The organism is Pseudomonas sp. F1_0610 (genome assembly GCF_047470865.1).
Classification (GTDB): Bacteria; Pseudomonadota; Gammaproteobacteria; order Pseudomonadales; family Pseudomonadaceae; genus JAZDRH01.
This window is the reverse complement of sequence record NZ_JAZDRH010000004.1, coordinates 1-21,090: the sequence shown is the minus strand read 5'-3', so window position 1 is coordinate 21,090 and position 21,090 is coordinate 1. Positions and strand designations below refer to the sequence as shown.

At 44.3% G+C, this 21,090-nt stretch carries 18 protein-coding genes, 1 tRNA gene and 2 pseudogenes; 19 read left to right on the top strand and 2 right to left on the bottom strand.

Going from position 1 to position 21,090, the window contains the following annotated elements; genetic code table 11:
• Positions 1-11: 11 nt before the first annotated feature.
• Genes carB through VQ643_RS03410 form a run of 3 tightly spaced genes read left to right on the top strand, consistent with a single transcriptional unit; the run spans position 12 to position 4,106 of the window.
• Complete coding sequence (gene carB / locus VQ643_RS03420; RefSeq protein WP_414197870.1) at positions 12-3,233, top strand: carbamoyl-phosphate synthase large subunit; 3,222 nt, start codon at positions 12-14, stop codon at positions 3,231-3,233.
• Positions 3,230-3,706, top strand: a complete 477-nt coding sequence (greA, locus tag VQ643_RS03415) for a transcription elongation factor GreA (RefSeq protein WP_414197869.1) — start codon at positions 3,230-3,232, stop codon at positions 3,704-3,706. The genes carB and greA overlap by 4 nt, the downstream gene beginning before the upstream one ends.
• A gap of 10 nt (positions 3,707-3,716) precedes the next feature.
• Positions 3,717-4,106, top strand: coding sequence for a DUF4149 domain-containing protein (locus tag VQ643_RS03410; RefSeq protein ID WP_414198014.1), 390 nt, complete (start codon positions 3,717-3,719; stop codon positions 4,104-4,106).
• Between the two features lie 30 nt (positions 4,107-4,136).
• Here VQ643_RS03410 and yhbY read toward each other — a convergent pair whose 3' ends face one another.
• Complete coding sequence (gene yhbY, locus VQ643_RS03405; RefSeq protein ID WP_414197868.1) at positions 4,137-4,448, bottom strand: ribosome assembly RNA-binding protein YhbY; 312 nt, start codon at positions 4,446-4,448, stop codon at positions 4,137-4,139.
• Positions 4,449-4,522: 74 nt separating this feature from the next.
• Here yhbY and rlmE point away from each other — a divergent pair, with 74 nt between their 5' ends.
• From rlmE to pnp, 15 genes and pseudogenes are all read left to right on the top strand, one after another.
• Positions 4,523-5,146: a 23S rRNA (uridine(2552)-2'-O)-methyltransferase RlmE gene (rlmE, locus tag VQ643_RS03400; protein ID WP_414197867.1), complete on the top strand. Its 624-nt coding sequence runs from the start codon at positions 4,523-4,525 to the stop codon at positions 5,144-5,146.
• Positions 5,147-5,271: 125 nt separating this feature from the next.
• Positions 5,272-7,197, top strand: coding sequence for an ATP-dependent zinc metalloprotease FtsH (gene ftsH, locus VQ643_RS03395; RefSeq protein WP_414197866.1), 1,926 nt, complete (start codon positions 5,272-5,274; stop codon positions 7,195-7,197).
• Between the two features lie 60 nt (positions 7,198-7,257).
• Positions 7,258-8,088: a dihydropteroate synthase gene (folP, locus tag VQ643_RS03390; protein ID WP_414197865.1), complete on the top strand. Its 831-nt coding sequence runs from the start codon at positions 7,258-7,260 to the stop codon at positions 8,086-8,088.
• Positions 8,089-8,096: 8 nt separating this feature from the next.
• On the top strand, positions 8,097-9,440 hold the full coding sequence (gene glmM / locus VQ643_RS03385; RefSeq protein WP_414197864.1) for a phosphoglucosamine mutase: 1,344 nt from the start codon (positions 8,097-8,099) through the stop codon (positions 9,438-9,440).
• 64 nt (positions 9,441-9,504) lie between these two features.
• The gene (gene tpiA, locus VQ643_RS03380) at positions 9,505-10,263 is read left to right on the top strand and encodes a triose-phosphate isomerase (protein WP_414197863.1); all 759 of its coding nucleotides are present in this window, start codon (positions 9,505-9,507) and stop codon (positions 10,261-10,263) included.
• 1 nt (position 10,264) lies between these two features.
• Positions 10,265-10,654: a preprotein translocase subunit SecG gene (gene secG / locus VQ643_RS03375; protein WP_414197862.1), complete on the top strand. Its 390-nt coding sequence runs from the start codon at positions 10,265-10,267 to the stop codon at positions 10,652-10,654.
• A 15-nt stretch (positions 10,655-10,669) separates the two neighbouring features.
• A tRNA-Leu gene (locus VQ643_RS03370) sits at positions 10,670-10,755 on the top strand.
• 259 nt (positions 10,756-11,014) lie between these two features.
• Positions 11,015-11,473, top strand: a complete 459-nt coding sequence (gene rimP, locus VQ643_RS03365) for a ribosome maturation factor RimP (RefSeq protein ID WP_414197861.1) — start codon at positions 11,015-11,017, stop codon at positions 11,471-11,473.
• Positions 11,474-11,521: 48 nt separating this feature from the next.
• Positions 11,522-13,003 carry a transcription termination factor NusA gene (nusA, locus tag VQ643_RS03360; RefSeq protein ID WP_414197860.1) on the top strand — a complete coding sequence of 494 codons (1,482 nt, stop codon included), beginning with the start codon at positions 11,522-11,524 and terminating at the stop codon, positions 13,001-13,003.
• A 28-nt stretch (positions 13,004-13,031) separates the two neighbouring features.
• Positions 13,032-13,298: pseudogene (locus VQ643_RS03355) on the top strand (translation initiation factor IF-2 N-terminal domain-containing protein); the annotation flags it as partial.
• A gap of 816 nt (positions 13,299-14,114) precedes the next feature.
• A pseudogene (infB, locus tag VQ643_RS03350) lies at positions 14,115-15,947 on the top strand (translation initiation factor IF-2); the annotation flags it as partial.
• Positions 15,948-16,070: 123 nt separating this feature from the next.
• Positions 16,071-16,463, top strand: a complete 393-nt coding sequence (gene rbfA, locus VQ643_RS03345; protein WP_414197859.1) for a 30S ribosome-binding factor RbfA — start codon at positions 16,071-16,073, stop codon at positions 16,461-16,463.
• A 3-nt stretch (positions 16,464-16,466) separates the two neighbouring features.
• Positions 16,467-17,390: a tRNA pseudouridine(55) synthase TruB gene (gene truB, locus VQ643_RS03340; RefSeq protein WP_414197858.1), complete on the top strand. Its 924-nt coding sequence runs from the start codon at positions 16,467-16,469 to the stop codon at positions 17,388-17,390.
• A gap of 115 nt (positions 17,391-17,505) precedes the next feature.
• Positions 17,506-17,775, top strand: a complete 270-nt coding sequence (gene rpsO, locus VQ643_RS03335; protein ID WP_414197857.1) for a 30S ribosomal protein S15 — start codon at positions 17,506-17,508, stop codon at positions 17,773-17,775.
• A 167-nt stretch (positions 17,776-17,942) separates the two neighbouring features.
• Positions 17,943-20,063, top strand: coding sequence for a polyribonucleotide nucleotidyltransferase (pnp, locus tag VQ643_RS03330; RefSeq protein ID WP_414197856.1), 2,121 nt, complete (start codon positions 17,943-17,945; stop codon positions 20,061-20,063).
• 94 nt (positions 20,064-20,157) lie between these two features.
• On the opposite strand, the gene VQ643_RS03325 is transcribed toward pnp, so the two are convergent.
• A complete protein-coding gene (locus tag VQ643_RS03325) occupies positions 20,158-20,391 on the bottom strand; it encodes an IS3 family transposase (protein WP_414198013.1) in 234 nt (77 codons plus the stop codon).
• 351 nt (positions 20,392-20,742) lie between these two features.
• Here VQ643_RS03325 and VQ643_RS03320 point away from each other — a divergent pair, with 351 nt between their 5' ends.
• A complete protein-coding gene (locus VQ643_RS03320; RefSeq protein WP_414197855.1) occupies positions 20,743-20,925 on the top strand; it encodes a hypothetical protein in 183 nt (60 codons plus the stop codon).
• Positions 20,926-21,090: the final 165 nt, after the last annotated feature.

Below are 21,090 nucleotides of genomic sequence, written 5' to 3'. Positions count from 1 at the left end.
ACGAGAGTCCCATGCCAAAACGTACAGATATTAAAAGCATCCTCATTATCGGCGCAGGTCCTATTGTTATTGGTCAGGCTTGTGAGTTTGACTATTCAGGTGCACAAGCCTGTAAAGCCCTGCGTGAAGAAGGTTTTCGCGTTATTTTGGTGAATTCAAACCCTGCCACCATTATGACTGACCCAGCAATGGCTGATGCTACTTACATTGAACCTATCAAGTGGCAAACTGTTGCAAAAATTATTGAAAAAGAACGTCCAGATGCACTCTTGCCAACCATGGGTGGACAAACAGCACTGAACTGCGCGTTAGATCTAGAGCGTCATGGTGTGTTAGAAAAATTTGGCGTTGAAATGATTGGCGCTAATGCAGATACCATTGATAAAGCCGAAGATCGCTCTCGTTTTGACAACGCTATGCGCAATATTGGTCTTGCCTGTCCGCGCTCTGGCATTGCCCATAACATGGAAGAAGCGTACGGCGTATTAGATGAAGTAGGCTTCCCATGTATTATTCGCCCAAGCTTTACCATGGGCGGTACAGGCGGTGGTATTGCTTATAACCGCGAAGAGTTTGAAGAAATCTGTACACGCGGTCTAGATCTGTCGCCAACTAATGAACTGCTTATTGATGAGTCGTTAATTGGCTGGAAAGAGTATGAAATGGAAGTTGTCCGCGATAAAAAAGACAACTGCATTATTGTCTGCTCTATCGAAAACTTTGACCCAATGGGCGTGCATACAGGCGACTCTATTACAGTAGCTCCAGCGCAAACCTTGACGGATAAAGAATATCAAATCATGCGTGACGCTTCTTTAGCAGTTATGCGTGAAATTGGTGTTGAAACAGGCGGTTCTAACGTTCAGTTCGGTATTGATCCAAAAGATGGCCGCATGGTTGTTATTGAGATGAATCCGCGTGTTTCGCGCTCATCTGCTTTAGCTTCTAAAGCTACAGGTTTCCCTATTGCTAAAATTGCCGCCAAACTGGCTGTTGGCTACACGCTAGATGAGCTGGATAACGATATTACTGGTGGTCGTACACCTGCTTCTTTTGAACCAAGCATTGACTATGTAGTGACTAAAGTACCGCGCTTTGCTTTTGAAAAATTCCCCAAAGCAGATGCCCGCTTAACAACACAGATGAAGTCTGTGGGCGAAGTTATGGCTATTGGCCGTACTTTCCAAGAATCAGTTCAAAAAGCGCTGCGTGGTTTAGAAGTAGGTGTGAGCGGTTTCGATCCAATTATGGATATTAGTGTTAGCGATGCGGCTTCTATTTTACGTCGCGAACTAACAGTGCCAGGTGCTAATCGCATATGGTATATCGCCGATGCATTCCGTTTTGGGATGACCTTAGAGGAAGTGTATAACCTCACCAAAATCGACCATTGGTTCTTAATCCAAATTGAAGACTTAGTAAAAGAAGCTGAGCGTTTGAAAACAATAGGACTGGCTGATATTAACCAGCGTCTAATGTTTAAACTAAAGCGTAAGGGTTTTTCTGATGCACGCTTGGCTAGCCTATTAGGCGTTAGTGAGAAAAACTTACGTTCGCGCCGTCAGCAGCTAGGCGTTCAGCCAGTGTATAAGCGTGTTGATACTTGCGCAGGTGAGTTTGCTACTGATACAGCTTATATGTACTCAACCTATGAAGAAGAGTGCGAAGCTAACCCGTCTAGTCGTGATAAAATCATGATTTTAGGTGGTGGCCCGAACCGTATTGGTCAAGGTATTGAATTTGACTACTGCTGTGTACATGCAGCACTAGCAATGCGTGAAGACGGTTACGAAACTATCATGGTTAACTGTAACCCAGAAACCGTATCAACCGACTATGACACCTCTGATCGCCTGTACTTTGAGCCTGTCACTTTAGAAGATGTGCTTGAAATTGTACGTGTTGAAAAACCAAAAGGTGTGATTGTTCAATACGGTGGCCAAACACCATTGAAAATCTGTCGCGCACTAGAAGAAGCAGGCGTACCTATTATTGGTACAAGCCCAGATGCTATTGACCGCGCTGAAGACCGTGAGCGCTTCCAGCAAATGGTACAACGCTTGAACTTGCGTCAACCGCAGAATGCGACTGCACGTAGTGAAGAAGAAGCCATTATTGCTTCACGTAGCATTGGTTATCCGTTAGTGGTTCGCCCATCTTATGTATTGGGTGGTCGTGCCATGGAAATTGTGCATGACGAAGATGAATTAAAACGCTATATGCGTGAAGCAGTACAGGTGTCTAATGATAGCCCAGTATTGCTAGATCACTTCCTCAATAGTGCGATCGAAGTAGATATTGACGCTATTTGTGATGGCGAGCAGGTGGTTATTGGCGGCATTATGCAGCATATCGAGCAAGCAGGAGTGCACTCTGGTGACTCAGCCTGTTCATTGCCAGCTTACTCACTAGCAGCACACATTCAAGAGGCTATTCGTGATCAAGTTAAACGTATGGCGTTAGAGCTAGGCGTAATTGGTTTGATGAACGTACAGATGGCAGTACAAGGTGAAGATATTTACGTGCTTGAGGTTAATCCACGTGCTTCACGTACTGTACCTTTTGTGTCTAAATGTATTGGCGACTCCCTTGCTAAAATTGCAGCCCGCGTCATGGCAGGTAAGAAATTATCTGAAATTGGATTTACTAAAGAAATTATTCCAAATTATTACAGCGTGAAAGAGGCAGTATTCCCGTTTGCTAAATTCCCTGGAGTAGACACTATTCTTGGCCCTGAAATGAAATCAACGGGCGAGGTAATGGGGGTAGGTGCAAGCTTTGCCGAAGCCTTTGCTAAAGCGCAAATGGGAGCCAGCGAACAGTTACCAACAGGGGGGGTTGCTTTCCTCAGTGTGCGTGACGATGATAAGCCTTATATTGTGGAAATTGCTCGCAATTTAGTGGCATTAGGCTTTGCGGTAGTTGCCACTTCAGGTACGGCGCGTATCATTGAAGATGCAGGTGTACCTGTTCGTCAGGTTAATAAAGTAACTGAAGGTCGCCCACATATTGTTGATATGATCAAGAATGGTGAAGTAAGCTTGATCATTAATACAACAGATGGACGTCAGTCGATTACCGACTCCTTCTCTATTCGTCGTAATGCCTTGCAGAACAAAGTCTATATCACCACCACTTTGGCGGCTGGTCAGGCTGTTTGTGAAGCGCTGAAGTTTGGTCCTGAAAAGACTGTTCGCCGCTTGCAAGACTTGCACACAGGAATGAATGCGTGACAAAGTTTCCAATGACAGTCCAAGGCGCTCGCGCCTTGGAAGATGAATTAAAAATCCTAAAAACAGAGCGCCGCCCAGCGATCACAGAAGCTATTGCAACAGCACGTGAGCTAGGGGACTTAAAAGAAAACGCCGAATACCATGCTGCTCGCGAGCAGCAAGGTATGGTTGAAGCGCGTATTCGTGATATTGAAGGGCGCTTATCCGCTGCACAAATTATTGATATTTCAACTATTCCTCATTCTGGAAAAGTAATTTTTGGCACTACTGTGGATATTGAAAATGTAGAAACAGGTGAAGAACTTACGTATCAGATTGTGGGAGAAGACGAAGCGGATATTAAGCTCAGTAAAATATCAGTCACTTCACCTATTGCTCGCGCGTTAGTGGGTAAAATGGAAGGTGATGTCGCTGTAGTACAAACGCCAGGCGGTGTTGTTGAGTATGAAATTCTTGAAGTGAAGCATATTTAAAATGGCATCACTGCAAGCACCACGTATTACATGGCAGCTCGCTCAAACCTTTTGGGTGGGCGCTGTGTGGATGCTGCAATTTGTATTCTTACCCGCACTCTTGAAGGCTGGCTTTGCTGATGTTTTGGTACAAGAGGTAGCAAAAGGCATGCGGCCATTGGTGATAGGTTTTGCACTATTGTGCACTGGTCTGCAGCTGGTTGCGCTAGGGCAAAGCTTGCAATGGAAACTGTGGTGGAAAGATGTGCGTGCACAACTATTGCTGGCAGTTATTGCGTTGTCTATTGTATTTTTTACAGTGTGGCTGCTATTACCTAAATACCTCTACTGGCAGATGTATTGCTATCTTGCAGTAGCTGTTTTAGGGTTGCTCTTGGTTATTCAGCCTAGTCCAAAATAAAAGAGGAAGCTCAGCTTCCTCTTTTATTAATCATTCCTGAAAACGTAGTAAGTTTGACAGGTTTTTATTAGGCTTAGGGTTTTTGCGGTAGATCAAAGCCATTTTTCCTATGCTTTGAACCAGTAAAGCACTAGACGCTTGGCAAAGTTCGTCTAAAATGACTTTACGGTCATCGCGCTCAGGTAAGCGGATTTGTACTTTGATCAGTTCATGATCATTGAGTGCGCGATCAATTTCAGCAAGCACGTTTTCCGTCAAACCATTATCAGCTACGGTTACAACCGCTTTTAGATGATGGCCGATGGATTTAAATTTTTTCTTTTGCTCTTGAGTGAGCGACATAATCGACCTCGGTGTCGTATTTGCAGATAAATAAGATGGCTAGTTTACCTTAGCTATCGCCTAAGAGGTATCACGTGGCACGATCTAAAAGCAGTCAACGCTGGTTAAAAGAGCATTTTGATGATCCTTATGTAAAAATGGCACAAAAGGATGGTTATCGCTCGCGCGCTAGCTATAAATTGCTAGAAATTCAGGACAAAGATAAAATTTTACGCCCTGGAATGACCGTGGTGGATTTAGGCAGTGCTCCAGGCGGTTGGTCACAAGTAACTAGCCGCATCATTGGTGATAAGGGTACTTTAATTGCATCCGATATTCTACCAATGGATAGTATTGCTGATGTAACCTTCATCCAAGGGGACTTTACTGAGGATAAGGTGTTTGAGCAAATTCTTGCTGCGATAAATAATAATCCAGTACACCTTGTAATTTCAGATATGGCACCCAATATGAGTGGTATACGCACTGCAGATCAAGCAGGTGCTATGTATTTGTGTGAACTGGCATTAGATTTGGCTAGTCGTGTTTTGCGCCCAGGTGGTGATTTTCTCATCAAGATTTTCCAAGGTGACGGTTTTGATGTGTACTTGAAAGAGGTGCGCTCACGGTTTGAAAAAGTACAGATTCGAAAACCGTTGTCCTCTCGAGACCGATCACGTGAACAGTATCTGTTAGCACGCGGTTTTAAAGCTGAGTAGACGATATAAATCAATTTTTGTTACAGGCAACACAAGCCATGTAGGCAGATCTGTAGTAAGTTATAGTTGTGAGAACAGTTATCTACATCGGGTTACGCTTGCAGAGGGCTACTTAAGTGAGTGATATGGCAAAAAATTTAATTCTTTGGCTGGTCATTGCAGTCGTGCTCGTTACAGTTATGAATAACTTTTCCTCGCAAAATGATGCGGGTAAGGTTGATTATTCCGCATTCATTAAAGAAGTGAATGAAGGAAAAATCAGTCAGGTAACAATTGATAACTTGACGATTAATGCTAAGCGTACAGATGGCAGTTTCTTTGAGACAATACGTCCAAACGTTACTGATAATGGTTTGATGGGCGACTTGCTAAACAACAATGTGAAAGTTGTAGGCAAACTGCCAGAAAGACAAAATATCTTTATGCAGCTGTTTATCGCTAGCTTCCCTATTTTAATTATTATTGCTGTCTTTATGTTCTTTATGCGCCAAATGCAAGGTGGTGCAGGTGGTAAAGGCGGTCCTATGGGGTTTGGCAAAAGCAAGGCTCGCCTTTTAGCAGAAGACCAAATCAAAACTACATTGGCTGATGTAGCTGGTTGCGACGAAGCTAAAGAAGAAGTAGGTGAATTGGTTGAGTTCCTACGCGACCCGAGCCGTTTTGAACGCTTAGGCGGTAAAATTCCTCGTGGCGTACTCATGGTTGGTCAGCCTGGTACAGGTAAAACCTTACTGGCTAAAGCAATTGCTGGCGAAGCTAAAGTGCCTTTCTTCTCTATTTCAGGTTCTGACTTTGTTGAGATGTTTGTAGGTGTGGGTGCTTCTCGTGTACGCGACATGTTTGAACAAGCGAAAAAACATGCACCCTGCATTATCTTTATTGATGAAATTGATGCTGTAGGACGCCACCGCGGTTCAGGCATGGGGGGTGGTCATGATGAGCGTGAACAAACACTTAACCAGTTACTCGTTGAAATGGATGGTTTTGAGGTCAATGATGGCGTTATTGTAATTGCCGCTACTAACCGTCCTGATGTACTTGATCCAGCGTTGTTGCGTCCAGGTCGTTTCGATCGTCAGGTTGTAGTAAGTCTGCCGGATATTCGTGGCCGTGAGCAGATTTTAAAAGTGCATATGCGTAAAGTACCTATTGCCGATGATGTGCAGCCAGCCATTATTGCGCGTAGTACGCCAGGCTTTTCTGGTGCAGACTTAGCTAACCTTGTAAACGAAGCGGCACTCTTTGCTGCTCGTGGTGGTAAGCGTTTAGTCACCATGAAAGAGTTTGAGTTGGCTAAAGATAAAATCATGATGGGCGCAGAGCGCAAATCTATGGTTATGTCTGAGAAAGAAAAACTGAACACGGCTTACCATGAAGCAGGTCATGCCATTGTTGGGCGTTTGGTACCTGAGCATGATCCTGTATATAAAGTAACTATTATTCCGCGTGGGCGTGCCTTAGGTGTAACTATGTTTCTTCCTGAGGAAGACCGTTACAGCTTGTCTAAGCGTGGTTTGCTCAGTCAAATTTGCTCCCTGTATGGTGGGCGTATTGCAGAAGAGATGACGCTAGGTATGGATGGTGTTACTACGGGAGCATCCAACGATATTGAGCGTGCCACACAAATTGCCCGCAATATGGTGACCAAGTGGGGCTTGTCTGAAAAGTTAGGTCCCCTGATGTACGTGGAAGAAGAAAATGGCGGCTATTTAGGTCGTGGTGCTAGCCAGGCTTCACATATGTCAGGTGAAACGGCTAAGTTAATTGACCAAGAAGTGCGTGATGTGATTGATCACTGTTATGCTACGGCTAAGCAAATCTTGGAAGATAATCGCGATAAGCTAGATATGATGGCGCAAGCACTGATGAAATATGAAACTATTGATTCAGACCAGATTGATGACATTATGGAAGGCAGAGAGCCACGTGAGCCAAAAGACTGGTCTGATAATAAACCAGGTGGTTCAGGTAATGCATCAGTGGCAGAAGTTACAGAGTTGACTTTGGATGACCCTGAGGATCCTGTAGGAGATCCTGCGAAAAATCATTAAGTGTGTAAAAATGCCGATGTCTACATCGGCATTTTTTATGAGTAAATGAAGAGAATACAAATGCAACTCAAGTGCGGGCAGCGTGTACTGGATTTATCTCGTCCTCATGTGATGGGGATTGTTAATGTCACTCCTGATTCATTTTCAGATGGCGGTCAATATAACAGTCTAGATGCAGCGCTAAAGCGTGCAGAATCTATGGTTCAGTTAGGTGCTACGTTGATTGATATTGGTGGTGAATCGACAAGGCCTGGCGCAGATGAAGTATCTGAGCAAGTAGAGCTAGATCGTGTTGTGCCTGTGGTTGAAAAAATAGCAAAAAATCTTGATGTGGTTATTTCAGTAGACACATCAACGCCTGCAGTGATGTGTGAAAGTCTAAAGGTGGGAGCTGGTTTGATTAATGATGTGCGCTCTTTGTCCAGGGAGGGTGCAATTGAGGCCGTAAAAGATAGCTTGGCGGCCGTCTGTTTGATGCATATGCAAGGCGAACCTCGGACTATGCAAAATGCTCCTCACTATGAGAATGTCACTAACGAAGTTGAAGACTTCTTACGCCATCAAATTGAGCGCTGTGTAGAGCAAGGCATTCAGCGTGAGCGCTTGGTGTTAGACCCAGGTTTTGGCTTTGCAAAAAACCTAGAGCATAATTTATCCTTATTTAAACATATGCAGCAATTGCATAGTTTTAAATTGCCATTATTGGTCGGGGTATCTCGTAAGAGCATGATTGGTCAAGTATTGAATAAAACTACGGATCAGCGCCTTATTGGAAGCGTGGCTCTAGCTCTAATGGCATTTGAGCGAGGTGCTCAAATTCTTCGCGTACATGATGTAGAAGCCACCATGGATGCATTAAAATTGTTTAACGCTGTGCAAGCAGCTGTGTAGGTGTGTAAATGTCAAGAAAGTACTTTGGAACTGACGGTATTCGTGGTGAAGTAGGGCAATTTCCAATAACACCAGATTTTATGCTCAAGCTAGGTTGGGCGGCAGGAATGGCGTTTCGCAAAAATGGTCGAGCGCGCATTTTAATAGGTAAAGACACGCGTATTTCAGGCTATATGTTTGAGTCAGCATTACAAGCAGGGCTGATTGCGGCAGGGGTTGATGTTATGCTGCTAGGACCTATGCCAACACCAGCGATTGCCTATTTAACACGCACCTTTCATGCGGATGCAGGAATTGTTATTAGTGCCTCGCATAATCCATATAACGATAACGGTATTAAGTTTTTTTCTTCAACAGGCACTAAGCTCCCTGATGAAGTTGAAATGATGATTGAGGAGTTAATTGACTCACCTATGACCGTGGTTGAATCCAGTCAACAAGGTAAGGCCTCACGCGTTAATGATGCTGCAGGTCGTTATATTGAGTTTTGTAAAAGCAGTGTGCCAACATCCACTAGTTTTGATGGCCTAAAAGTAGTGCTAGATTGTGCTCATGGCGCCACTTATAAGGTTGCACCTAGTGTTTTTCGTGAGTTAGGTGCGCAGGTTACAGTGATTGGTGATGAGCCTAATGGTTTAAATATCAATGACGGTGTAGGTTCTACCCATTTAGAGCTACTTCGTAAAACTGTTGTTGATCAAGGTGCTGATTTAGGTATTGCTTTTGATGGCGATGGCGATCGTGTATTAATGGTTGATCATACCGGTGCTGTGCTTGATGGCGATGGCATACTCTTTACCATAGCAACCGACTTACAAGACCGAGGATTGCTAACTGAAGGTGCAGGTGTAGTGGGTACCCTAATGAGTAATCTAGGATTAGAGCTAGCACTTAAAGAACGCGGCATAGGCTTCTCGCGCGCTAAAGTAGGGGATCGCTATGTGATTGCTGATATGCAAGAGCGTGGCTGGATGCTAGGTGGAGAGAACTCAGGGCATATCTTATGTGCACATCATGTCACAACGGGGGATGCCATTGTTGCTGCGTTGCAAGTGCTTCGTGCTTTGCAGCGTCGTCAGCATAGCTTGGCAAAAGAACGTTTTGCTTGGAAAAAATTCCCACAGGTTCTGATTAATGTACGCCTGAAAGGCGATAGTGATCCTGTTTCTCATCCAGATGTTGTTAAAGCCTGTGATGAGGTAACTCAAGCTATGCTAGGCCGTGGGCGTGTATTATTACGTAAGTCAGGCACCGAACCACTAGTGCGTGTTATGGTTGAAGGTGATGACGAAGCTATGGTGCAACAATATGCAGAACAACTTGCAGCGCAAGTTGATGCTGTATGTAGTTGATTTTTCTTGCAAGATTGTGCGTTGTTGAGTACTATCTGCGCCCTATTTAGATAAGAGGTCAAGCATGCGTCAAAAACTAGTAGCAGGAAACTGGAAAATGTTTGGTTGCCGCGCTAGCGTTGAACAGCTATTGCTTGATCTGGCTGCGCAGGAATATCCAGCTAATGTTGGAATTGCTGTGTTTCCAAACTTTTTGCATTTACAACAAGTCAGTCAAAACTTGTTATTGCAAAAAAAATGGAATTTAGGTGCGCAAGATTGCGCTACTGAACTAGAGTTGGGCGCATTTACTGGTGAAGTAAGTGCCAAACAGCTCGCAGATGTAAATTGCTCCATGGTTTTAGTGGGGCATTCTGAGCGCCGAATATTGCAATTTGAGAGCGATCAGGTAATATGCCGCAAGTTTATTGCAGCGCAGTCAGCAGGTTTAATTCCAATTTTATGTTTGGGTGAATCCTTAGCTGAGCGAGAGGCGGGCAAAGCAGAAGAAACTGTGTTAACACAGTTAAATGCAGTATTACAGGAAGTAGGTGTAGGTGCTTTTAAGCATGCTATTATTGCCTATGAGCCAGTTTGGGCGATTGGAACAGGTTTAACTGCAACGCCTGAACAAGCACAAGAGATTCATGGTATTATTCGTGGATATCTTAAGCAGCACGATGAATTAATCGGGCAAAGCGTCCAAATACTGTATGGCGGTAGTGTAAAAGCCGCTAATGCTGCTGAGCTGTTTGCAATGGCGGATATCGACGGGGGGCTTGTAGGTGGAGCTTCCCTGAATGCAGAAGAATTTAGTGCGATTTGTCGCGCTGCAGGAAACTAAGATGCTATTGAACGTTATTATCATCGTTCACTTAATTGTGGCGGTAGCGCTAATTGGATTCGTGCTTATTCAGCACGGTAAAGGTGCTGATGCAGGTGCTTCTTTTGGTTCAGGTGCTTCAGCAACAGTGTTTGGATCGCAAGGTTCGGCTAACTTTTTAAGCCGTACAACTGCTATTTTAGCCGCTGTGTTTTTTGCGACTAGTATTGGTTTGGCGTATTACGCAAATGATACTGCTAAGCAGCAAGGTTTGGTGGGTGTTCCGCAGCTACCAGAAGCTGCAGAAGTGGTTGAATTAAAAGCACCAAAAGCTCAAAATGATGATGTGCCTGTTGCGCCTGAAAGTGCAGCGCCACAGACTTCAAATGGTGATGTTCCAACGGTTGAGTAAGTAGCTACAAGTTTTGCCGAGGTGGTGGAATTGGTAGACACGCTACCTTGAGGTGGTAGTGGCCTAAGGCTGTAGGGGTTCGAGTCCCCTTCTCGGTACCAAAAACGAATAACCCGCTACATTGGCGGGTTTTTTCGTAAAAAGAGCGTTGGTTGACAAGGTGCAGGGCGCTCATTAGAATATTGCAGCTTAATTTTTCAATTATGTAATTGATTTTAGAGTGAAGTTGCAAGCGTTTGTATTCTAGCCGGCCCCATTTAGGGGCTTTTTCATGGCTAAACGTTCTGTGCCAATGCAAATGGCGGTTTTCAAGGATGGGCGTTATGCCCATTTTTTATTTTTAGGCTTGAAGGAGGGTGCATGGCAAGCAAACTTGAACAGTTGCAAGACATGTTAGCTCCGGTAGTTGAGGCACTTGGCTTTCAATTCTGGGGTCTTGAGTTTATCTCCCAAGGACGCCACTCACTGTTAAGAGTATTTATTGATAGTGAAAAGGGTATCTATATTGATGATTGTGAAGCAGTTAGTCGTCAATTAAGTGCAGTTCTGGATGTTGATGATCCTATCTCTACGGAATACACCTTAGAAGTGTCATCTCCTGGAATGGATCGCCCCTTGTTTACCTTGGCACAATATGCAGCATTTGCAGGTGAACAAGTGAAAATTCGTTTGCGCACACCATTTGATGGTAAACGCAATATTACAGGTATTCTGCAAGGAGTTGAGGAAGAAGATGTCGTTGTACGAGTTAGCGACGAAGAATATCTTTTACCCATCGACCAAATTGATAAGGCCAACATTGTCCCGAATTTTGATTAACGACGTGGATCCCGCGGGTTCAAAGGATTGCGCAAGGCGAGGCATGCAATGAGTAAAGAAATATTGCTGGTTGTAGAATCAGTATCTAACGAAAAGGGTGTTCCACCAGGCGTTATTTTCGAAGCACTGGAGCAGGCCCTAGCGACAGCAACAAAAAAACGTTACGACGAAGAAGTAGATGTCCGTGTGGTTATTAATCGCACAACAGGCAGCTATGAAACTTTCCGTAAATGGACAGTAGTTACTGATGAAGAACTGGATGATCCAGCGTTTCAAGTAACTGAAGATATGCCAAAAGCGATGGAATATAACGCCAAAGTAGGCGAAACCATTGAAGAACAGATTGAGTCTGTCGATTTTGGTCGTATTGCTGCACAAACTGCAAAGCAAGTGATTGTACAAAAAGTACGTGAAGCTGAGCGTGCACAAGTAATTGAAGCTTACCGTTCTAAAGTAGGTGAGATACTACTAGGAACAGTGAAGAAAGTAACACGTGATAACATCATCGTTGACCTTGGTAATAACGCTGAAGCATTACTAGGACGTGATGAAATTATCCCACGTGAAACCTTCCGCGTAGGCTCTCGTGTACGGGCTTTACTAAAAGAGATTCGTAACGAAAACCGTGGTCCACAATTAATTCTTTCGCGTACTGCGCCAGAGATGATTATTGAGCTGTTTCGTATTGAAGTGCCTGAAATCTATGAAGGCCTTATCGAAATTATGACGGCAGCACGCGATCCTGGCTCACGTGCGAAAATTGCGGTACGTTCAAAAGATAAACGAATTGATCCACAAGGTGCCTGTATTGGTATGCGCGGTTCTCGCGTACAAGCTGTATCGGGTGAACTAGGTGGTGAGCGTGTTGACATCGTGCTTTGGGATGATAATCCAGCGCAGTTTGTTATTAACGCCATGGCTCCTGCGCAAGTAGTAGCTATCATCGTAGATGAAGATGCCCATTCTATGGACATTGCTGTGGCTGAAGATAATTTAGCGCAAGCGATTGGTCGTGGTGGTCAGAACGTGCGTTTAGCAACTCAGTTAACGAACTGGACGTTAAATGTGATGACCGAAGACGACATTCAAGCACGTCAACAAGCAGAAACAGGTAGCTTGCTACAATTGTTTGTTGATGAACTCGAAGTAGATGAGGATCTTGCAGCTATATTGGTTGAAGAAGGTTTTGCAACGCTTGAAGAAGTTGCTTATGTACCAATGGAGGAGATGCTCAATATCGACGGATTTGACGAAGATATTGTAAATGAGCTACGTACTCGTGCCAAAGATCGCCTATTAGCGCGAGCTATTGCCACTGAGGAAAAACTGGCCGATGCACAGCCTGCTCAAGATTTATTAGATCTTGAAGGCGTAAGCAAAGAGCTTGCTGTAGAATTGGCAGTACGCGGTGTGCTCACCCGCGAAGACCTAGCCGAGCAATCAATTGATGATCTGCTCGAGATCCAAGGCATGGATTCAGAACGTGCCGGCAAGCTGATCATGGCCGCCCGCGCCCACTGGTTTGAATAAGCAAGTTGCGGCCTGAGGAGAAAAGAGCATGACGCAAGTCACGGTTAAAGATTTGGCCAAAGAGGTCAATACATCAGTAGAGCGCTTGCTTGAGCAAATGCGCGATGCTGGATTAGCACATAAAAGTGCTGATCAAGTAGTAAGTAATACAGACAAACAAACATTATTGAGTTTTTTACAAACAGGTGATGCTGATAAAGGTCGTAAAATTACCTTGCAACGTAAAAGTAACAGTACTATTCGCACACCAGGCAGCAAATCAACTATTAGTGTGCAAGTGAAAAAAACACGTACCTATGTGAAGCCAGAAGGAGAGGTTGATCCTGAGGCGGAAAAACGTCGTGAAGATAATGCTAAACGTGAAGCTGCTGATAAAGAGGCTGCACGTATTGAAGCAGAACGCGAACAAGTTGAAGCTAAAGCACGTGCTAAAGCTGAAGAAGAAAAAGCTAAAGAACGCGCTGCTGAGCGTGAGCGTCAACAAGCGCAGAAAAAAGCTCAAGAAGCACCAACGATTAAAAAAGTGGCTATCTCTAAGCCTGTAGCAGAAGAAGATAAGCCTGCTAAAGCTGAGCGTAAGCCGCGTGGTGATCGTCCGCAAGGCGAGCGTCAATCGCGTACTGATCGCCCTCAGGGTGAAAGACAAGCACGTGGTGAGCGTCCAGCACGTGGTGACCGCCCACAAGGCGAGCGTCCAGCACGAGGCGAGCGTCCGCAAGGTGAACGCCCAGCACGTGGCGAGCGTCCGCAAGGTGAACGCCCAGCACGTGGCGAGCGTCCGCAAGGCGAGCGTCCAGCACGTAACGATCGTCCGCAAACTGATAGACAGCCTCGCGGTGATCGTCCACAGCGTGAACCAAGAGATGCAGTTAAGTCAGTGAGCGTCAATAAAGCGCCACGTGGTGGTAATGCATCCTCTATTCTCTCTGTGAGTGTAGCCCCAGCTGATGTGCCTCTACCAACAGAACAGCGTCGTCGTGAAGAACCACGTCGTAAGCGTGAAGTGGATGATGATCGTCGCGATGAGCGTAAAGGTCGTTCAGCTGTGAGTAAAGGCAAAGTTGCATCAACATCACGCATTAATGTGGAAGATGAAGATGGCATGATGTCTCGCCGCGGACGTGGTGGCCGTTCTAAGTCTAAAAAATCACGTAATGAGCATGGTTTCCAAACGCCAACTGGACCTATTGTACGTGAAGTGCAAATTGGTGAAACGATCACTGTATCTGAACTAGCTCAACAAATGTCAGCGAAAGGTGCTGATGTTGTTAAGTTTATGTTCAAACTAGGCTCACCCGTTACCATTAACCAAGTGTTAGACCAAGACACAGCTATTCTTGTTGCTGAGGAAATGGGACACAAGGTTAAACGTGTGAGTGACAATGTGATTGAAGAGCGTTTAGCTGAATCATTAAAACTTGAAGGTGAAGCAGTTAACCGTGCACCTGTAGTTACGGTAATGGGCCACGTTGACCATGGTAAAACCTCACTGCTTGACTACATTCGCCGCACAAAAGTAGCGACTGGCGAAGCCGGTGGTATTACTCAGCATATTGGTGCTTACCACGTTAAAACTACAGGCGGTGACATGATCACCTTCTTAGATACTCCAGGCCATGCTGCCTTTACAGCAATGCGTGCACGTGGCGCACAGGCAACGGATATCGTCATTCTTGTAGTAGCTGCCGATGATGGTGTGATGCCACAAACCGTAGAAGCGATTCAACATGCTAAAGCGGCTGGTGTTCCAGTAATTGTTGCAGTGAACAAAATTGATAAACCAGAAGCAGACCCAGATCGCATCAAAAATGATCTAGCACAGTACGAAGTTATCCCAGAAGAATGGGGTGGCGATACGCAGTTTGTTCATGTATCTGCTAAGCAGGGTACGGGCATTGATGAATTGTTAGAGTCTGTACTGCTTCAATCTGAAGTGCTTGAGCTAACTGCAATCCCAAGCGCGACTGGACGTGGTGTTGTAATTGAATCACGTCTAGATAAAGGCCGTGGCCCAGTAGCTTCAGTGCTCGTACAAAACGGTACTTTACGCCAAGGCGATATGGTGCTGGTAGGCGTGCACTACGGTCGCGTACGTGCAATGCTTGATGAAAACGGTAAAGCGATTAAAGAAGCTGGCCCTTCTATTCCTGTTGAGATTTTAGGTCTTGATGGCACACCAGAAGCAGGCGATGAAGTTTCTGTTATTACGGATGAGAAAAAAGCACGTGAAGTTGCACTCTTCCGCCAAGGCAAGTTCCGTGAAGTTAAGCTCGCCCGTGCACATGCTGGTAAATTGGAAAATATTTTCGAAAGCATGGGGCAAGAAGAGAAGAAAACACTCAACATCGTTCTTAAAGCAGACGTTCGCGGTACGCTTGAAGCATTGCAAGGCTCATTAGCAGACCTTGGTAATGATGAAGTACAAGTGAATGTGGTTGCTGGCGGTGTAGGTGGTATTACTGAAAGTGATGCTAACTTAGCCTTGGCTTCAAACGCAGTTATCTTCGGCTTTAACGTACGTGCTGATGCTGGTGCGCGTAAAATTGTTGAAACTGAGCATTTAGATATGCGCTATTACAACATTATTTACGACATCATCGAAGACGTGAAAAAAGCCTTGTCTGGTATGCTTGGCAGCGATATTCGCGAGCAAATTCTTGGTGTGGCAGAAGTACGTGATGTATTCCGTTCGCCAAAACTTGGCGCTATTGCAGGCTGTATGGTGGTTGAAGGTGTTGTTCACCGTAACCGCCCAATCCGTGTATTACGTGACGATGTTGTCATCTTTGAAGGCGAGCTAGAATCTCTACGCCGCTTTAAAGATGACGTTGCAGAAGTACGTAATGGCATGGAATGTGGTATTGGCGTTAAGAGCTACAATGATGTGAAAGTTGGCGATAAGATCGAAGTTTATGAGAAAGTCGAAGTTGCACGTTCTCTCTAATCGCTAAGCTATCATTAAGCGGCAAGTTCACTGAGTTTAACCGCTCACCTGAACTTGCCGTTTAGTGTTTTTATACGAATGAAATTTACAATAAAGCCTGGCTTTATTCTTTGAGAAAATTTTATGGCTAAACAATACAGTCGTACTCAGCGTGTAGGCGACCAAATTCAGCGTGAATTAGCCATGTTGATTTCACGTGAAGTAAAAGACCCTCGTTTGGGCTTTGTTACAGTTACGGGGGTTGACGTTACGCGCGATATTGGTCATGCAAAAGTCTTTGTCACCATCATGGGTGAAAATACGCCTGAGCAAATTAAGCAAAACTTAATTGTTTTAAATGATTCAGCAGGCTTTTTGCGTTCGTTACTAGGCAAAGTAATGAAATTGCGCAGCGTGCCTCAGTTGCACTTTCATTATGATGCAACAGTCACTCAAGGCGCTCACTTGTCGGCGCTGATTGAAAAGGCCGTAGCGGCTGATCGTCGCCACCAGCCAGTGGCTGATGACGAGGAGTAACTTGTGGCGCAACAACAGGTTAAACGTAAACGTCGTGCAGTTAGCGGCGTCATTATTTTGGATAAACCCTTAGGTTTTAGCTCCAATGCTGCCTTGCAAAAAGTACGCTGGTTGCTAAATGCTGAAAAAGGTGGGCATACAGGTAGTCTTGATCCATTGGCTACCGGTGTTTTGCCACTGTGTTTTGGCGAGGCCACTAAATTTTCGCGTTATTTGTTAGATGCTGACAAATGCTATGAAACAGTAATGCAGTTGGGTGTCACTACGACCACTGCAGATGCAGAAGGTGAAGTGCTTGAGCGCAAGCCCGTCTCTGTAACGCAAGCAGATATTGAATCTGTACTACCTGCATTTCGTGGTGCTATTAAACAAGTTCCACCTATGTACTCTGCCTTGAAAAAAGACGGGCAACCGCTATATAAACTAGCACGCAATGGTGAAACAGTAGAGCGAGAAGCACGTGACGTTACTATTAGCAAGCTTGAACTGTTAGCTGTAAATGGTGACAAAGTAAAATTAAGTGTGGCGTGTAGCAAAGGCACTTATATTCGTAGTTTAGTGGAAGATATTGGCGCGCAATTAGGTTGTGGCGCTCATGTAGCTGAGTTGCGTCGTACACAAGCAGGTCCTTTTGATATTAGCCAAGCTATTAGTTTGGAAAAACTTATAGCATTGCAAGAGCAACAAGACAGCGAAGCATTAGATCAGTTTTTATTGCCGTCGGATTGTGGCTTAACACACTGGCCGATTGTAGAGTTAACCGAGCATAGCAGTTATTATTGGCTGCACGGTCAACCTGTAAGAGGCAATCAAGCACCTCGCTTTGGTATGGTGCGCGTGTATAATCATCAAGCACAGTTTATTGGCATTGGTGAAATGAATGACGACGGATTAGTTGCACCTAAGCGACTAATTCAGTCAAAATAGGCAGGTTGCGATAAGCAACTTGCGTATAGATGAGGATAGCTGTTGGCAGGCACGGTTAATCCTTTATTTTAAACACAAGACATTGTCTTGGCCTGTCCATAGAAGGAGCCCTAACATGGCACTTAGCGCAGCAGAAAAAGCTCAAATCGTTGCAGATTATCAACAAGCTGCAGGCGATACTGGTTCACCTGAAGTACAGGTTGCTTTGTTGACTTTCAACATCAACAAGCTACAAGACCACTTCAAAGCGAACAAAAAAGACCACCACTCACGTCGTGGTTTAATTCGCATGGTTAACCAACGCCGTAAACTACTAGACTACCTAAAAGGTAAAGAACTAGCACGTTACAGCAACTTAATCGCACGTTTAGGCTTACGTCGTTAATATAATTAACGTTGCTTTTGCGATGAACGGGGCCCGAAGCTTCAATAGTACTTGTGCTATTGGCTTCGGGCTTCGTGCTTGTTAAGGCAGTATTTTAGGGGCACTAAGGTCGATACCTTATGTTTCTAGCGATTCCCCCAAGGGTAAATAAAGAGAAGGAAAAATCCGTGAATCCGGTGATTAAACAATTTAAATTTGGTCAATCGACCATCACTCTTGAAACTGGCCGTATTGCGCGTCAAGCGACAGGTGCCGTTTTAGTTAGCGTAGATAATGACGTTAGTGTTTTAGTAACAGTTGTAGGCGCAAAAAACGCCGTTGTAGGGCAAGACTTCTTCCCATTATCAGTGCACTACCAAGAAAAAACTTATGCTGCTGGTAAAATTCCTGGCGGTTTCTTTAAGCGTGAAGCACGTCCATCAGAAAAAGAGACTTTAACGTCTCGTCTGATTGATCGTCCTATTCGTCCATTATTCCCAGAAGGTTTTACCAACGAAGTACAGGTTGTTTGTACCGTTGTTTCAACCAGCAAAAAGACAGATCCAGATATCGCTGCAATGATTGGTACTTCAGCGGCATTAGCAGTTTCAGGTATTCCATTTAGCGGCCCTATTGGCGCAGCACGCGTTGGTTTCCACCCAGAAATGGGCTATTTGCTCAACCCAACGTATGAGCAATTAAAGTCTTCTAGCTTAGACATGGTTGTAGCTGGTACAGAAGAAGCTGTACTAATGGTGGAATCCGAGGCGCAAGAGCTAACTGAAGACCAAATGTTAGGTGCAGTGCTCTTTGCTCACGAAGAATTCCAAGTAGCTATTAAGGCCATCAAAGAATTTGCGCAGCAAGCAGCTAAACCAACATGGGATTGGACAGCGCCTGCAGAAAATACAACTTTGCTAAATGCAATCAAAGCAGAATTTGGTGAAGCTATTTCTCAAGCTTATACCATTACCATCAAACAAGATCGCTATGGCCGCCTCGATGAACTACGCGAGCAAACGGTTGCACGTTTTGCTGGTGATGAAGAAGGCAAACCTTCTGTGCAAGAAGTTAAAGACGCCTTCGGTTTAATTGAATATCGCACTGTTCGTTCAAATATCGTAACGGGCAAACCACGTATTGATGGTCGTGACAACCAAACAGTTCGCCCATTAAATATTGAAGTTGGTGTGTTAGATAAAACTCACGGTTCAGCTTTATTCACACGTGGTGAAACACAAGCGCTAGTAGTGGCTACTTTAGGTACTGCACGTGATGCGCAGTTACTGGATACGCTAGAAGGTGAGCGCCGTGATTCCTTCATGCTGCATTACAACTTCCCTCCATACTCTGTAGGTGAATGTGGTCGCATGGGGGCTACAGGTCGTCGTGAAATCGGTCACGGCCGTTTAGCGCGTCGTGGCGTGCAAGCTATGTTGCCAGCGGAAACAGAATTCCCATACAGCATCCGTGTTGTATCAGAAATTACTGAATCTAACGGTTCAAGCTCTATGGCATCAGTTTGTGGTGCATCGTTAGCGCTAATGGACGCTGGCGTGCCTATGAAAGCACCTGTAGCAGGTATTGCTATGGGCTTAGTTAAAGAAGGCGAGCAGTTCGCTGTATTAACCGATATTTTAGGTGACGAAGACCATCTAGGTGACATGGACTTTAAAGTAGCAGGTACCGCTAAAGGCGTAACTGCACTGCAAATGGACATCAAAATCCAAGGCATCACCGAAGAAATCATGGAGATTGCATTAAACCAAGCTCATACTGCGCGTCAGCATATTCTTGGTGAAATGAACAAAATTATCGCTAGCTCACGCAGCGAATTATCTGACAACGCGCCAACTATGGTTGCGATGAAAATTGATCCAGATAAAATTCGCGACGTTATCGGTAAAGGCGGTGCAACCATTCGCTCTATTTGCGAAGAAACAGGCGCTTCCATTGATATTGAAGACAACGGCGAAGTTAAAATTTTTGGCCAAACCAAAGAAGCCGCGCAAGCTGCAAAACTACGCGTAGAAGCCATTACTGCTGAAGCAGAAATTGGCAAAATCTACGTGGGCAAAGTAGAACGCATTGTTGATTTTGGCGCTTTCGTAAACATCCTCCCAGGCAAAGATGGTTTAGTACATATTTCAATGATCAGCCCAGAGCGCATTGAAAAAGTATCTGACGTACTTAAAGAAGGCGAGCAAGTAGAAGTATTGGTTATGGACGTGGACAACCGCGGCCGTATCAAACTATCTATTAAAGACGTAGCTGCTGCCAAAGAAAAACTAGCGCAAGAACAAGCCTAAGTTTTCTCACAATAAAAATGCCGCGCTTAGCCGCGGCGTTTTTATATCTGTTGAATTATGTATTTGTAATAGTCCACTAAAATGGAACACATTATTAAACAGCTTTTAAGGTTTTGGCTTCATATTGGTCTAGAGATATATTTCCTAGATGAGCATGACGCCTAACTTGGCTATAAAAGGGCTCTATATAATCAATAATATCTGTCACAGCTTGATGTCGACTCAAATATCTTCGATAGTTAATTTGTTCAGACTTCCAGCTTCTAAAAAAGCGCTCAACCACTGCATTATCTAAACAATTTCCCTTACGCCTCATACTGGCTGTTATAGCGTGATATTGAAGGTAAGACTGGAATGCTTCACGGCAAAGGTTAGGAACTGGGGTGCCAGCTTCAGCTTGTTTCAAGATTACCATGATCTGGCTATCAGTAAATCTAGATGGTTTCATACAGAATCTCCGGCTAATACTTTAAGAGAAAATTCTACTTCTGCATCCTTTTATTTTTAGGGGGGATTACCAGATGATGCCCAGTTTGGTAAAAAAGTAGGAAAACATGCTCAGGATTTTGGATTAAAAGCGTCTGATCCGCAAGCGAGGGAAACTGTTCGTTCAACTATATATGATATTGTAGGTAAACCAGATAAAGTTCTATTAGGTGATTTTTCAGGGCAGGCAGCAGTGAAAACATCTCAAAGCAGTAATAGAGGAGCAGTATTATTTCATATAAGAGATTCTAATGTTGTTGTAACAAGATTAGATGGGCAATTTGTTACCATTTTGAAAGATGGTGTTTCAAATCAGTCCGTCCAGTCTGCTTTGAAAAACAATGTTATCCATCCTGTATTGAGTATTAATAAGTAAGGTAAATATAAATGAAACTAAGTGCATGCGAATTAAGTAAGTATAAATTTAATGGCAAAAAACTAAATAATATATCTGGACTCTATTATGCATATGATGGAGAGCTTATTGATGATCCTTGTGTTATAAAAATTGATATTGATGGTGTTGTTTTATATTTATGGA

Bases quoted from the DNA above. Each gene is read 5' to 3' on its own strand.
- glmM (WP_414197864.1), top strand. From the start codon at position 8,097: ATGTCAAGAAAGTACTTTGGAACTGACGGTATTCGTGGTGAAGTAGGG.
- rimP (WP_414197861.1), top strand. From the start codon at position 11,015: ATGGCAAGCAAACTTGAACAGTTGCAAGACATGTTAGCTCCGGTAGTT.
- rbfA (WP_414197859.1), top strand. From the start codon at position 16,071: ATGGCTAAACAATACAGTCGTACTCAGCGTGTAGGCGACCAAATTCAG.
- folP (WP_414197865.1), top strand. From the start codon at position 7,258: ATGCAACTCAAGTGCGGGCAGCGTGTACTGGATTTATCTCGTCCTCAT.
- carB (WP_414197870.1), top strand. From the start codon at position 12: ATGCCAAAACGTACAGATATTAAAAGCATCCTCATTATCGGCGCAGGT.
- rpsO (WP_414197857.1), top strand. From the start codon at position 17,506: ATGGCACTTAGCGCAGCAGAAAAAGCTCAAATCGTTGCAGATTATCAA.
- yhbY (WP_414197868.1), bottom strand. From the start codon at position 4,448: ATGTCGCTCACTCAAGAGCAAAAGAAAAAATTTAAATCCATCGGCCAT.
- secG (WP_414197862.1), top strand. From the start codon at position 10,265: ATGCTATTGAACGTTATTATCATCGTTCACTTAATTGTGGCGGTAGCG.
- tpiA (WP_414197863.1), top strand. From the start codon at position 9,505: ATGCGTCAAAAACTAGTAGCAGGAAACTGGAAAATGTTTGGTTGCCGC.
- nusA (WP_414197860.1), top strand. From the start codon at position 11,522: ATGAGTAAAGAAATATTGCTGGTTGTAGAATCAGTATCTAACGAAAAG.
- ftsH (WP_414197866.1), top strand. From the start codon at position 5,272: ATGGCAAAAAATTTAATTCTTTGGCTGGTCATTGCAGTCGTGCTCGTT.